The following is a 14,125-nucleotide window of genomic DNA, read 5'->3' as shown; positions in this document are numbered from 1 at the left end:
CATACAAACAATTTAAATTGAGTTTAGCGGATTTCATACAACCGCAAGATGGCCTGCATGGCACTCAGAGGTCTCCCGCAGCGTCAATTTCCTTGCCGTCACGATAGGCCAAGCCAGTCCTCAAGGACTGCGGCTGCAAACCAAGCATCGGCAGGACGCGCCGGAGGATGGCGCCGCCAAGGGGAACGGCATTCCACCCTGAAGTCCTGAAGCCGTATGTCTCGGGCAGACCCTTGGGTTCATCCAGGATCGTCAGCAAAAGGTATCTCGGCTTGTCGGCCGGAACCACGGCCATGAACGAGGTCATCACCAGGTCCTCGACGTATCGGCCGTTGACGACCTTCTCCGCCGTGCCCGTCTTGCCACCGACGAGATAGCCTGCGACGGCTCCGTTCCTGGCGGAACCGACCTCGGCGTTGTAGCGCAGCAGGTAACGCATGGCGTCCGCCGTGGCAGGCGAGACGAGCCCCGAGCCGACGACGCGGCCGGCGACCGGGGCGCCCTTGATGAAGGTCGGGGTGATCAGGCGGCCGCCATTGACCAGCGCTGCGATGCCCATGCTTGCCTGCAATGGCGTCACCGCAATGCCATGACCGAACGAGACGGTTGACGTCGTCACATCGCTCCAGCTTCGCGGCAGGATCGGGGCGGCGCTCTCCGGCAGTTCGGTGCGCAGTCGCGACATCAGGCCGAAGCGCGTGAGGTAGGCCTGCTGCGCGTCACCGCCCAAGGTCATGGCAATCCTCGCCGTCGATATGTTTGAGGAGTAGATGAAGACCTCCGGGATGGTCAGCATGCGGTACTTGCCGCGATAATCGTGGATCATCTGCCGCCCGAACTGCAGCGGCTTGCGCGCATCGATGACCGACTTCAGCGTGAACTGTCCGGAATCGAGCGCCATCGCAGTTGTCAGCGCCTTGAATGTCGAGCCCATTTCGAACGCGCCGGCACTGATGCGGTTGAGCCGCTCGGGCTTCAGCGCATCGATGGGCACGTTGGGGTCGAAATCGGGAAACGAGGCCAGCGCCAGCACCTCGCCATTGTCGACGTCGAGCAGCAGGCCGGCACCTGCCTTGGCCTTGAAGCGTGCCATCGCCTTGAGGGTTTCGTCGGCAAGGGCGTGCTGGACGCGGACATCGATCGTCAGAGCTACCGGCTCCAGCTGCCTGGCATCGCCGGCCATGCCAGCGAGATTGAGCTCCTGCAGACCCTGACCGTCGATCCACTTCTCGATACCCGAGATGCCTATGTTGTCGAGATCGACTGCGCCGAGCACATGAGCGGCCAGCGGACCGTTGGGATAGATGCGACGCTTCTCCGGGCGGAGCCCGATGGCCGGAAGCCCGGCGTTCCACAGAGCCTGTTTCTGCGCCGGCGTTACCTGACGCTTGAGCCAGGCGAAGGCGGCATCGCTTTTCAGCCGCTGATGCAACTGGCGCGCATCGAGGTCTGGAAAGATGGCCACCAGTTTTTCGACTGTCTCGTCGACGTCGGGCACGTAGCGCGGCTCGGCATAGACAGACGCGCTCGGCAGGTCGGTTGCCAAAAGCACGCCATTGCGGTCCAGGATCTGCGGCCTGGCATTGGCCACCCCCCTGAAGGCATAGGCCGGTCGCTCGTTGCCGGCCACGCCAAGCTGCACCAGTCGTCCGCCGATGGCTGCGAACAAGAGGGCAAACGCCGCCATGACAAGCCGGATGCGGCCTCCGGCATTTCTCGCGCCACGCCTCTGCATCTCAGTAGAGCCCGCCGGTGCTGTTGAGGAGCCTGTCGCGCAGCGCGGGCGAAATGCCGCCAATGGCAGGAACCGTCGTCGTGACGATGTCAGACGCTTCAAAACCGTCGATGACAGGGCAGTCGCCGATGCAGGGCGAGGTGCCAGGCTTGAAGGCTTCACGAATCGAGTCCGGAGTGCCGGCAGCGACGCGCCTTCCTGTACGTCGGTCGACGCTTTCGAATGTCATCCCTTCGGGCACAGGAAACTCGGCAGCCAGCTTGCCCTCGAGGGCAACCTTCATGAAGTCGATGAAGACGGGTGCCGCCAGCCCACCGCCGGATTCGCCATATCCCATCGGCTTCGGCGTGTCGTAGCCCAGGAACACGCCGGTGACGACGTTGGGCGTGAAGCCGACGAACCAGACGTCCTTCTCGTCATTGGTGGTTCCGGTCTTGCCCGCGACCGGCACGCCGAGCGCCGATACGCTGGTTGCCGTGCCACGCTCGACAACGCCACGCATCATCGAGGTGATCTGGTAGGCAGTCATCGGGTCGAGCACGTGTTCGCTGACGTCACGCAGTTCAGGTTCCGGCTGGTCCTGCCATGCCTCGACATTGCAGGCGTCGCAGTCCCGGCCGTCGTGGCGGAAGATGGTCTTGCCGTGACGGTCCTGGACACGGTCGATCATCGACGGCTGCACCGATTTGCCGCCGTTGGCGATGACAGCATAGGCCGAAACCAGGCGCATCAGCGTGGTCTCGCCAGCACCGAGCGACATCGGCAGGTAGGGCTTGAGCTTGTCATAGATGCCGAAGCTCTGGCCGTATTGCGCCACCACATCCATGCCGACATGGCGCGCGAGACGCACCGTCATCAGGTTGCGGCTTCGTTCGAGCCCGGTGCGCAAGGTCGAGGGACCGCTGAAGCGGCCGTCATAGTTCTTCGGTCTCCAGACCCGCCCCGCACCATCGGGAAGTGCGATCGGCTGGTCCATCACCAGTGCTGCCGGCGTGTAGCCGATGTCGAGGGCCGCGGCATAGACGAAGGGCTTGAACGCCGATCCCGGCTGCCGATAGGCCTGCGTGGCGCGGTTGAACTCCGACTGGGCAAAGGAGAACCCGCCGACGCTCGCCAGCACCCGGCCGGTGTGCGGATCCATCGAGACGAGCGCGCCCTGCACTTCCGGCACCTGCCGCAGTACATAGCCGTCGTGCTGCTTCTCAACATAAACGACATCCCCGGCCGCAAGCGCGCCTGCCGATGTCTTGCCCGCCTTTGGGCGCCTCAGTGCCCAGCGCATCGACTGGGTGCTGATGTGGGCGATTTCTCGCGCCTGCCGGCTGCCTGAAGCCTGGCGAAGGCCAATCCTGATGCCCTCGTCGGCCGCGCCGAGCACAACCGCCAGGCGCCATTCCGGCACGTCGGCCAGTGGCACGATGCCATCAAGTGCTTGTTGCCAATCGCCATCGGTCGCGATGCGGGTCACCGGTCCGCGAAAGCCCCTGCCCTGATCATAGTTGACGAGCCCGCGCCGCAGCGCTCTGACCGCTGCTGCCTGCAGCCTGGGATCGAGCGTCGTGCGCACGGCGAGGCCGGCGGTGTAGAGCGCAGCGTCGCCATATTGCTCGGCGATCTGTCTGCGCACCGCCTCGGTGAAGTAACTGGCATCAGCAACCAGCAGGTTCGGTGCGCGCGTCTTCGTACCGAGCGGCAAGGCCGCCGCAGCGCGCGCTTCATTCCGGTCGACAAATCCGTTGCGCAGCATCTGGCCGATCACCCAGTTGCGTCGTTCGACGGCTCGCTCGGCGTTGAGATAGGGATTGTAGTTGTTCGGCCCCTTGGGCAGCGCGGCAAGATAAGCCGCCTCCGCAACCGAAAGATCGCCGACCGGCTTGTCGAAATAGGTCAGTGCCGCCTCGGCGATGCCATAGGCGCCGAGCCCGAAATAGACGTCGTTGAAATAGAGCTCGAGGATCTCGTCCTTGGAAAAGGCGCGTTCGATGCGAACGGACAGAACCGCCTCGCGGACCTTGCGTTCCAGCGTGCGGTCCGAGGAGAGCAATAGATTCTTGGCGATCTGCTGGGTGATCGTCGATCCGCCGATCATGCGCTGACCAGAACCGAAGTTGGCCATGTTGGCCCAGACCGCGTTGACGAGCCCGGACATGTCGATGCCGGAATGGCTATAGAAGCCCTTGTCTTCCGCCGACAGGAACGCCTGCCGGACACGATCGGGCACGGCGGCGATCGGCAGGAAAAGCCGCCGCTCGCGCGCATATTCCGCAAGCAATGCGCCATCATAGGCATAGACCCGGGTCATGACAGCCGGCTCCCAATCCGCCAGTTCGCGGTAGTCGGGCAGATCCCTGGTGATGTCGGCGACCAGCAAAGCCAGGCAGCAGGCGGCCGCAAGCCCGGTCAGGACGAGGAATGAGAACAGATGGCTGATGAATTTCATGATGGGCAGCTTGTCAGTTGGAAGCAGGCCCCAGGAAAATGGGCGAATGACTACAGCTCACAGGCTCCACCCCAGCCCGCGAACAGGTCATAACCTGCAGGTTTTGTTCGATAACGGCCGCAACCTGGCAAAATCCCGTGACCTCGACAAACACTCAATATTTTGGTTACCCATGAGAAAAATATGGGCATAGGACCAAAACCACGTGGAAACGTCGCAATTGCCGCTGAACGCGCTGCGAGCCTTCGAGGCTTCGGCGCGCCATTGCAGCTTCACCCGGGCCGGCATGGAGCTGTTCGTGTCGCAGACCGCAGTCAGCCATCACGTGAAGTCGCTCGAGGACCTGCTCGGGGTGAAACTGTTCCGTCGGCTGCCGAGGGGACTGGCGCTGACCGACGAGGGCGCGGCCCTGGCGCCTGTGCTGACAGACGCCTTCCGGCGCGTCACCGCGACGATGAGCCGGTTCGAGGAGGGGCACTTCCACGAAGTGGTGACTGTCGGCGTGGTCGCGACCTTCGCCGTCGGCTGGCTGATGGAACGACTGCCGGCGTTCCACCAGGCGCACCCCTATCTCGACCTCAGGATCATGACCAACAACAACCGTGTCGACATCGCCGGCGACGGTCTCGACCTGGCGATCCGCTTTGGCGACGGCTCATGGCGTGGAACCGAGGCGATGCAGCTGATTGCCTCGCCATTGTCGCCGGTCTGCTCGCCCGTGATGGCGGCGCGGCTGACACAGCCGGCGGACCTCGCGCGCGTCGAACTGTTGCGCTCCTATCGCGCCGACGAATGGACGCGCTGGTTCGAGGCGGCAGGTGCGCCGCAGCCGGTGTTGCGCGGTATGATGTTCGATTCGTCGCTGGCCCTTGCCGAGGCTGCTGCCCGCGGCGTCGGCGTAGCCCTGGTGCCGATCAACATGTTCGAGCGCAATCTCGACGACGGCCGCCTCGTCCAGCCGTTCGAGACGACGGTTTCAACCGGCGACTACTGGCTCACCCGGTTGAAATCCCACCCGGTGACAGCTGGAATGCAGGCCTTCGAGAACTGGTTGCTGCAGCAGTTCGGCGCTCCGGGCGCAGCCTGACCCTTACCCCGAGGCAGCGGCCAGCTGCCGCCGGAGCAACAAAAAAGCGGCGCAGCGACCCGCCAGGAGCGCCGCGCCTGCGGTGCCCAGACCTTAAGCTATCGCATATCCGTCACGGCAAAGGCTGTTGAGCTCGGCCAGCGACATGGCGTCGAGGTCGAGCGCGGTCAGCAGGTCGTTCTCGGCAGTAAAGTCGCGGCCATACATGGCCGAGAAGATGCGCACGCCGGCTTCGTGCAGCTCGGCGGGGTAGCCTGCCAGACGGCCGATCTTGGCGGTCATGACCAGGCCGAAAGGCACGTCTTCGGTAACATAGCGGCTGTCGGCAGTGGTCGGGCCCTGGCCGCCATTGCCGGCCTCGTGCATCTCCTGGTTCATCTCAGAGATCGAGCTCATCGGCACGTGGAAAGACAGGTGGAAGTGCTGGAAGATGTTGCGCACTTCGAGGCCGAGCTTGGTGGCAATGGCGATGCGTTCCTCGTCGAGCTGCTCGAGCAGGCGGCCGACATTCGGCGTCACGTTCTGGCCCTGGCTCCAGGTTTCACCGCGCTCCATGCGCGTCATGTTGCCGAGCGCGATGCCCATGTGGTTCTGCGGGTTGAGGTTGGACAGCGCGATCGCCATCAGGCTGCCGCGGTCGACGAAGCGGTCGCCGAACAGCGTCTGGCAGACGGCAAGGCCGTCGGCGCTGCGCGATGCCGGAACGGTGGCGAGATCGACCTTCTTGCGCACGGTGTTGACGTTGACCAGCGTCGGGCTGAGCTGGCGACCGGATACGACAGTCGTGCCCCAGCCTACAACAGGCGCGACGACACCGCGCGCAGCCAGCAGGCGCGACAGATAAAGCGCGCCGAAGGATGCGTGCGAGCTGATGATGACGGTCTGGTCGGCCCTGACGTAAGGCGCGATGGCGTCGAGAACGACCTTGTGGCCATAGGCCGGCAGCGCGATCACGATCGCTTCGGCGCCGGCGACGAGCGCTTCGGCGCTCGGAGCAGCAGCCGGATGGAAGGTGCCTTCGACGGCGCCCTGGGCAACCAGAGCTTCGCCCTTGGCCAGCGCCTTGGTGCGTTCGCCCGACGGCGACCACAGCGTTGCCGTGTGGCCCTGCTGTTCCAGAAACACCGCCGTGCCAAAGGCGATCGAACCCGCGCCGACAATACCTACCTTCATTTTCAACATTCCCTTTTGGATCAAATTCATTTCAGCCCCGGCGCTCCCATTGCGGGCGCACCGGGGTCGTTCATTTCGGGCGAATCAACGCCCGGGTCGTGCTGCTGCCGACCTCCCCTGATGCCACCACCAGGAAAGCCCGTGCACCGGCCGGGCCAACACTGGTCAGCGAATGTGCGACGTCGGCCGCATAGCGCGCCGTCTCGCCGGCGCGGACGATCATCTCGTTGCCGGCGCTGCGCACCACGATCTCGCCTTCGGTGCAGTGCAGATGCTCGATCGTGCCTGTGCCGTGGGGATCGCTGATCAGCTTGCCCTTGAGTTCGAAGCTCAACAGATACCATTCGATCAGCGGCACCATGCCGGCCGGCGACAGGATCTGCAGCGTGCAGCTGCCGTCGGCGCTGCGGATGGTCGGCGTCAAATTCTCCGGCTGCAGGTCGATGCGGTCGCCACGCTCCTCGCTGGCGCCGCTGATCAGGCTGTTGAGGTCGATGTTGAGCGCGCGGGTGAGATGCCACAGCGTGCCATAGGTCGGGTTGGCGTTGCCGCGCTCGATCTCCGACAGCATCGAGCGCGAGACGCCCGATCTGGTCGCGAGGTCGGCAAGCGTCAGGTTCTGCTGCTTGCGATATGCCTGCAGGCGCGGCCCGATTTCCGGCGGATTGACCGAATGTATGTTCATTCCGATTCTCCATTCCGACGCCACGGGCAACTATTCGGCGAGCGGTTCTCCAAGCGTGTGCATCAGCCGGTTGGCCCAGCCGAACAGCGACGACGACAGGATCAGGTCGAGGATCTCGTCCTTGCCGAGACCGGCGTCGACAAGCGCCTGCATGTCGGACGCATCGGCGTCCGAGGGGCATTTCGACAGCTTGACCGAAAAGTCGAGGATCGCCTTCAGCCGCGGCGAAATTACCGCTTCGACACCGTCGGCGAAGATCGCCGCAATGACGGTCTCGTCCTTGGCCAGCTGGTTGTAGCGGCTGGCATGCACCGCCGCACAGTAGATGCAGCGGTTGACGATCGACGCGCCGACGGCGCCGATCTCGCGCTCGGCGCGCGACAGGCCGCCCTTGTTGTACATCACCCCGTTGAACAGCGGCGAGCGGTGAGTCAGCGTCTCGACGTCATGGGCCAGCACCAGCACGTAGTCCGACACCTTGGTGTTGGACGGCGTGATCTTCAGCGCCTCGAGCTGTGCCGGAGTGGCATCCGCGAGATCGAGCGGCTTGACGTATGGCTTCCACTCGGGGACCGCGGTGGTGAATTCGTGAACGACCTTGCTCATGCCTGTCCCCGCATCAGCCGCAGCCCGGCGGCAACCCTGATCTGATAGCTGACGAAAGCGACGAGCTCGGACAGGCGCACGATGTCGGCGTCGGTTAGCCCGGCTTCCTGCAGCAGTTCGATATCGCGGCGCGTCGCATCCTTGGGCGCATGTGCCACGAGATCGACATGGCGGATCAGGGCCTTGAGCCTGATGTCGCCGCCGCCGTCGAACCAGATGTCGGCAATGCGCGCGGTGTCGCCTGAGGCGCCCGAGCTGTCGAGCAGGGTTTCGAAATGCGCCTCGAAATCGCCGGCGTCGTTGATCTTGGCGATGCGGCAGGCCAGGGCTGCGCGCTCGGCATGGGTGAGACCGCCGGGTTCAGCGGGCGTCAGCGCCGCATCATGCGTCTGCTGGGTCAGCGCCATGATGTCGGCGCGGCCGGCGACGACCGCCGCCAGTTCGCTGCCCGGCGCTATGCCGACGATCGCGGCGATCACGTCTATGGTGTCAGTCATGCCGTTCCTCTTATGCCTGCTTGCGGGCGGCTGCCGGCGCTTCGTCCGGCAAGGGCGATGCCGTCCACTCGTCACCGCGCAGTTCGGGCGTGTCGTAGTCGAGCAGGCGCTGCCAGTACTGGCCGAAATTCTCGCTGTAGAGCTTTGCGGCGATCTCGCGCGCCAGCCACGCCGCACCTTCGCTGATGCCCGGTATGTCGCCGCTCATCTTGCCAAGGCTGGCGGCCGCCCCGGAGTTGAAGCTGTGGATGTTGGCCAGCCACGGTGCCTGTCCCGGCTCGCGTTCGAGAAAGGTGAAGTCGTTGGCAAGATAGGGGTAGTTGCCAAGCTCGGTGTTTTCCTGGCCTTCAGGTGGCGTGAAGCGGTCCTGCCACAGCAGGATCTTGTCGGCGTAACCGTCGAGCTCCTTGCGCGCCAGCGGATCGACGCCGAAGCCAGTGCCGAGGATCAGGAAGTCGCAGCGGACCGCCTTGCCCTGCGAGGTCGAGATGACGATCTCGTCGCCGTCGAGCTCGGCCTTCTCGACCGCCGCATCGAAATGGAACCAGGCATTGGGATGCCGGCTGACACGCATCGTCGAGCCACGCGGCGCTGGCGTCTGGGTGCGCAGCGAATAGTTCATGATCTGCCAGCGCCGGGCATCGCCGAGCTGCGGGAAGGCAGCGGTGAAGCCGAACGAGCCGATGCCCATCAGCTTGTTGATACAGGGCATCTGCTTGCGGCGGATGAGATGGCGGACTTCCGCCGCTCCTGCCTCCAGCGCCTCGGCGGAATTGTCGACGGCAGATGCGCCGACGCCGACAACGACCACGCGCTTGCCGCGCAGGGCGGCGAAGTCGATTGCATCGGAGGAATGCGCCCAATAGTTTCGCGGCAAGCCGTCGACAAAACCGGGAATGCTTGGATGGCCCATGCCGTCACGGCCGGTCGCCATCACCACCTTGCGGGTCAGCACCGATTTTTCCCGAGCGCCCTCGCCCGACAGCGTCAGCCGCATCAATTCGCCTTCCGGCACGATCGTCTTGACCTCGACGCCGTTCTCGACCGGCAGGTCGAGCACCTTGCGGTACCAACGCAGATACTCCATCCACATCGGCCGGGGGATCTTGTCGAGTTCAGCCCAGGTATCGTTGCCGAACTGGGCGACATACCATGCACGAAAGGTCAGCGACGCCATGCCATAGGCCGGGCCGGTCAACTGCTTGGGCGAGCGCAGCGTCTCCATCCGGGCATAAGTCAGCCACGGCCCCTCGAAGCCCGTCGGGCTGCGGTCGAAGATGCGGATGTTCTGGATGCCGGCACCGAAGAGGGCGAAACTCGCGACCAGGCCGCACATGCCGCCGCCAATGACGACGACGTCATGGACCTTTTCTTCCCCCTCGGCTGATGTCGGCACCACCCAGTTCGACGGCGGGTAGCACAGGCAGGCCAGCTCGTCGCGAACACGCTGTTCGAGCTCGGCGAGGCCGGCGGCGGCCGCTTGCAACGGCGCTTGTACGTCAAACGCCATAGGTCGCCCCTGGTGTCCGGTCGAATTCGTCATGTCGCATGTCCTGCCCTGCCTGCTGTCGGCCCGCACCGGTTCTCGACGCGGGCCGCCCTTGTCGCCTGTTTGTCGTCTCAGTTGTGCGCGTGGCGGTCGGGGATGACCGTCGTCGTCTCTGGCTTCCAGCCGACCCAGATTTCCTCGCCATTGAGCTGGCTGACGTCGGCGGGATGGACCAGCGCATTGAGCATGGTCCCGTCGCCGACCTCGACCGAAAGCGAGGTGTGGTTGCCCTTGAACACGCGCTGGCGGATCTTGCCCTTGATGCGGTTGCCACTCTCCGGCTCGGCGGCCGAGCAGTGGATCGCCTCGGGGCGCAGCACGACATAGAGGTGGTCACCGGCCTTTGGCGTAAGCCCGCCCTGTGCTGCCTTGATGGTGACGCCGTTCCAGTTCAGCGCTGCCTGGTCACCTTCGGTGCCGACGACCGTGCTGCGCAAAAGATTGGTCTCGCCGATGAAGTTGGCGACGAACACAGAGCCTGGACGGCCATAAAGCGTGTTCGGGTCACCCATCTGCTCGATGCGGCCCTTGTTCATGACCACGATCGTGTCGGACATGGTCAGCGCCTCTTCCTGGTCGTGGGTCACGAACATGAAGGTCTTGCCGGTCTTTTCCTGGATCGACTTGAGCTCGATCTGCATCTGCTGGCGCAGCTTGGCGTCGAGCGCCGACAGCGGCTCGTCGAGCAGCAGCACCTCCGGATCGGGAGCCAAGGCGCGCATCAGCGCGACGCGCTGGCGCTGGCCGCCCGACAGCTCCGACGGCAACCGCTTGGCATAATCCTGCAGTTGGACAAGCTCGAGCAGCTCCGAGACGCGGCGGTGGATGTGCTGGTTGTCAAACCCCTTGAGCTCGAGGCCGAAGGCAATGTTCTTGGCAATGCTCATATGCGGAAACAACGCGTAGTCCTGAAACACGATGTTGACGTTGCGCTTGTTGGGCGGCACGCGCGTCACGTCCTTGCCGCCGAGCAGGATGCGGCCGGAGTTCGGCGTCTCGAAGCCGCCGAGCATGCGCAGCGAAGTCGACTTGCCGCAGCCGGACGGGCCGAGCAGCGTGACGAACTTGCCCGCCTCGATGCTGAGGTTCAGGTTCTCGACGGCAACATGCTTGCCGTAGCTCTTGGTGACATTGTCGAACTGGACGACGGGTTGCATCAGCGGGTCCTCGCGCGGCGGGTCATGTATTCGGCGTAAAGTCCGACGGCGGCGGTAACCACCAGGACGAGTGTCGCCATTGCGTTGATTTCAGGAGACATGCCGCCCTGCACCTTGGCGAAGATCAGCATGGGAAGGGTCGGACGATAGCCGCCCAGGAAGAAGGTGCGCACGAAGTCGTCGATCGACAGAAGCACGCAGAAGATCATGCCGCCGACAAGCGCCGGCCCGAGATAGGGCAGCGTGACGCGGAAGAAGGCAACGATGCTGTCGGCACCGAGGTCACGCGCGGCATCGACGAGATTGCCCGGCATCGAGCGCAGGCGGGTCAGCGCCATCACCACCACGAAGGGCACTGCATGCACCGTGTGGCCGAGGATGATGGCCGCGGTTCCCGTCGGCATGTCGATTGTCGAGATGAAGATGCGCAGCGAGATGGCCGAGATCATGCCTGGCACGACAGCCGGAAGGCAGGCGAGCGCGAAGATGATGACCTGGCCCTTGATGCCTTCGGCGACGATCAGCATGGCGATCCAGGTACCGAGCGTGGTTGCGGCGAGCGTCGAGGCGGCGGCGATCATCACCGAGTACAGGCAGGCTTCCAGGAACTGCTTGTCCTGCATCACCTTGGCATACCAGTCGAGGGTCCAATCGCCGATCGGGAAGGCGACGAAGTTGGCGTCCTTGAAGCTCATCGCCATCATCAGCGTGAGCGGCAGGAGCAGGTAAAGCAGGAAGGCCCAGTAGATCGCCGTCAGCGACGTGCGCGGAGCGTCTGCAAACATGTTGCGCATCAGAATGCACTCCTTTTCTTGCCGCCGACGAGGCGCATGAAGATGCCTGCGGTGATCAAGGCGGTGACCAGCATGATCAGCGCAAAGGCGGCGCCGACCGGCCACTTGTCGCTGGCGCCATGGAAGAAGCCGCTGATGGTTTCAGGAAACAGCACGGTGTTGGGTCCGCCGAGCAGCATCGGGGTCGCGAAGACGCCGATGCAGGTCAGGAACACCAGCGAGCAGCCCGAGACGATGCCGTCCTTGGACAGCGGCAGGATGATCCGGCGGAAGCGGGTGAACGGACCGGCGCCCAGATCGGCAGCCGCATCCAGATATTGTCCCGGGATCTTCTCGATCGCCGAATAGAGCGGCAAAAGCATGTAGAGGCAGATCAGGTAGACCAGGCCGAAGCCGAGCGAGAACGAGGTGTAGAGCATCGGGATCGGCCGGTCGATCAGGCCGATCTCGCGCAAGAGCACGTTGACCGCGCCGCGGTTGGCAAGAAGCATGATCACCGAGAAGGTGCGGATCAACTCACCGGCCCAGAACGGCACCAGCAGCAACAGCAGCGCCTTGGAACGGCCCTCCGGCTTGACGACCTTGGCGACGTAGTAGGCCACCGGGTAGACCACAACCAGCGTCACCGCCGTCGCTGCCGTGGCGAAGATGAAGCTCTTGATCAGCGGCGTGAAGTAGAGCGATTCCTTGAAGAAGATCGCGTAGTTGTCCAGGGTGAAGTGCGATTCCACACCCGGCAGCACCGGGTAGTGGGACATCAGGCTGATCTTCAGCATCTGATAGATCGGCCCGACATGCAGCATGATCAGCCAGACCAGCGGCACCCCGGCCAGAAGGATGATCCGGCCGATCCGGGACTCGACAGCGGCCCCCAGCGTATGCCGGTAGAGCGCGGAATTGACCACCTTGGCGATGCCGGTCGAATATTTGGGCACCGGCGCGTCGCCGCGCCCTGCCGCATAGCCGGCTGTCGTGTTGCTACTCACCATCAAACAATCTCGGTTGGCGCAGCCCAACTTGTACCGCCAGGCATTGCCGGCAGGTCAGTCATCGCGCGTTGTGGGACTACAGCGCCTCGCTCAGAACGCTGTAACTCTCTGAACCGGTGCATGAGCCCACCCGAAAACCGTGCCCGATTTTCGAGGGTCATGCACATGACAGGCCGGCAGCCTGTCCCGGAGATCGTCGCAGCGCTCCGGGACAGGCGATGGGCCGTGCGAGGCTTTCGCCTCGTCAGGCCGCTTTGACCTCAGCGGTCGCCCGGTCGATCATCTCGTTCTTCATGTCGCGATTGACCGACGAGAAGAAGACGATGCGCTCAAGCTCTTCCTGGGGCAGCGTCGAGGCGAGCTTTTCGCGGTCGTTGAGCAGGTCGGCGACGCCGTTGATCGTCGAGCTGTAGCCCGACTGGCGGGTCATTGCGGCCCCCACCTCCGGGCTTGCCAGCACGGCATCGAGCAGCTTGTAGGCGTTCTCGGCGTTGGGCGCGTTGTTGACGACGTTGAGCGTATAGCAGAAGCCGAACGTGCCTTCCTTCGGCACCGACAGCTTGATCGGATGACCGTCCATGATCAGCTTGGCAGCCGGACCCGACCAGGAATGGCCGAGATAAATGTCCTCGTTGATGAACATCTGCTGCACTTCCGAGCCGGCGTCATAGTACTTGCGCACCATGTCCTTGTGCTTGATGAGGAAGTCGCGCGCTTCGTTGGTCGCCTTCTGCGCCACGTCGGCCTTGTCGACATAGCTGACGAAGTCGCCGTCATGGCCGAGATACTGCATGACGATGGTCATGAAATCGCTGACGATATAGGAGGTCTGCCCCTTGTACTGCGGGTCGAACATGATCTCCCAGCTCGGCGCTTCCTTCACATAGTCGACATTGCGGGCGAGCCCCTCATAGCCGGCGAGGATCGGCAGGCCCCAGAGATTGTCGTCGACGCGCGCCCAGGCAGCGTTCTGGTAGGCCGGGTTGAGGTTCTTCCAGTTCGGAATCTTGCCGGTGTCGAGCGGCTGCAGCAGCTTCGAGGCGATGAACTGCGAATAACGATGGCCGGCGACGGTGACGATGTCGGTCGAGGGATTTGCGCCCTCGGCGGTGAGCAGATTGTATTGCTTGCCCTGGTCGTCGGTCAGCCGGATGTTGACCTGAATTCCACTGTCCTTCTGGAACTTGTCGAGGAATTCCTGCGGCAGGAATTTGTCGTAGGTGGTGATGTTCAACACGCCGTTCGCAGCCCAGCCGGGGGTCGGGCGGATCACGGCGGGCATGGCAAGGACGGCGGCGCCACCACCAAGCATCTTCAGCGCGGTACGGCGGTTCGGTACCAGAATATTGTTCATTATGTTCCCCATTTGGATAATATCGATCACGCGCACGGCTTTCGCCGCGCAATAAAACC

12 protein-coding genes are annotated in these 14,125 nt (G+C 63.8%); 1 reads left to right on the top strand and 11 read right to left on the bottom strand.

The genetic code is table 11. The features are described from left to right. Window positions 1–64 precede the first annotated feature (64 nt). Both H5P29_RS11805 and H5P29_RS11800 read right to left on the bottom strand, forming a co-directional pair. On the bottom strand, window positions 65–1,687 hold the full coding sequence (locus H5P29_RS11805) for a penicillin-binding protein 2 (RefSeq protein WP_154386868.1): 1,623 nt from the start codon (window positions 1,685–1,687) through the stop codon (window positions 65–67). Window positions 1,688–1,736: 49 nt separating this feature from the next. Next, window positions 1,737–4,175, bottom strand: coding sequence for a penicillin-binding protein 1A (locus H5P29_RS11800; RefSeq protein WP_154386849.1), 2,439 nt, complete (start codon window positions 4,173–4,175; stop codon window positions 1,737–1,739). A gap of 205 nt (window positions 4,176–4,380) precedes the next feature. On the opposite strand from H5P29_RS11800, the gene H5P29_RS11795 reads away from it, so the two are divergent. Beyond that, a complete protein-coding gene (locus H5P29_RS11795; protein WP_185910340.1) occupies window positions 4,381–5,262 on the top strand; it encodes a LysR family transcriptional regulator in 882 nt (293 codons plus the stop codon). Window positions 5,263–5,355: 93 nt separating this feature from the next. On the opposite strand, the gene H5P29_RS11790 is transcribed toward H5P29_RS11795, so the two are convergent. The 9 genes from H5P29_RS11790 to H5P29_RS11750 form a co-directional block, all read right to left on the bottom strand. Continuing rightward, on the bottom strand, window positions 5,356–6,435 hold the full coding sequence (locus H5P29_RS11790) for an NAD/NADP-dependent octopine/nopaline dehydrogenase family protein (RefSeq protein ID WP_185910339.1): 1,080 nt from the start codon (window positions 6,433–6,435) through the stop codon (window positions 5,356–5,358). A gap of 70 nt (window positions 6,436–6,505) precedes the next feature. Then, on the bottom strand, window positions 6,506–7,120 hold the full coding sequence (locus tag H5P29_RS11785; protein WP_067958831.1) for a helix-turn-helix domain-containing protein: 615 nt from the start codon (window positions 7,118–7,120) through the stop codon (window positions 6,506–6,508). Between the two features lie 30 nt (window positions 7,121–7,150). Further along, window positions 7,151–7,726, bottom strand: a complete 576-nt coding sequence (locus H5P29_RS11780) for a peroxidase-related enzyme (RefSeq protein WP_067958829.1) — start codon at window positions 7,724–7,726, stop codon at window positions 7,151–7,153. Then, window positions 7,723–8,223 (bottom strand): CMD domain-containing protein, encoded by a 501-nt coding sequence (locus tag H5P29_RS11775; RefSeq protein ID WP_154386851.1) that lies wholly within the window; start codon window positions 8,221–8,223, stop codon window positions 7,723–7,725. The genes H5P29_RS11780 and H5P29_RS11775 overlap by 4 nt, the downstream gene beginning before the upstream one ends. Before the next feature lie 10 nt (window positions 8,224–8,233). Beyond that, complete coding sequence (locus tag H5P29_RS11770; protein ID WP_154386852.1) at window positions 8,234–9,733, bottom strand: NAD(P)-binding domain-containing protein; 1,500 nt, start codon at window positions 9,731–9,733, stop codon at window positions 8,234–8,236. 110 nt (window positions 9,734–9,843) lie between these two features. Beyond that, complete coding sequence (locus tag H5P29_RS11765) at window positions 9,844–10,929, bottom strand: ABC transporter ATP-binding protein (RefSeq protein WP_067958817.1); 1,086 nt, start codon at window positions 10,927–10,929, stop codon at window positions 9,844–9,846. After that, on the bottom strand, window positions 10,929–11,723 hold the full coding sequence (locus H5P29_RS11760; protein WP_067958813.1) for an ABC transporter permease: 795 nt from the start codon (window positions 11,721–11,723) through the stop codon (window positions 10,929–10,931). Before H5P29_RS11760 ends, H5P29_RS11765 begins: the two co-directional genes overlap by 1 nt. Next, entirely contained in the window at window positions 11,723–12,712 is a 990-nt protein-coding gene (locus H5P29_RS11755) for an ABC transporter permease (RefSeq protein WP_115731047.1), read from the bottom strand. The genes H5P29_RS11760 and H5P29_RS11755 overlap by 1 nt, the downstream gene beginning before the upstream one ends. A gap of 244 nt (window positions 12,713–12,956) precedes the next feature. Continuing rightward, a complete protein-coding gene (locus H5P29_RS11750) occupies window positions 12,957–14,066 on the bottom strand; it encodes an extracellular solute-binding protein (protein ID WP_067958797.1) in 1,110 nt (369 codons plus the stop codon). Window positions 14,067–14,125: the final 59 nt, after the last annotated feature.

Source organism: Aminobacter sp. MDW-2 (assembly GCF_014250155.1).
In the GTDB taxonomy this organism is placed as follows: domain Bacteria; phylum Pseudomonadota; class Alphaproteobacteria; order Rhizobiales; family Rhizobiaceae; genus Aminobacter; species Aminobacter ciceronei.
The sequence above is the reverse complement of the archived record's forward strand: the minus strand, read 5'-3'. Positions and strand labels throughout refer to the sequence as shown.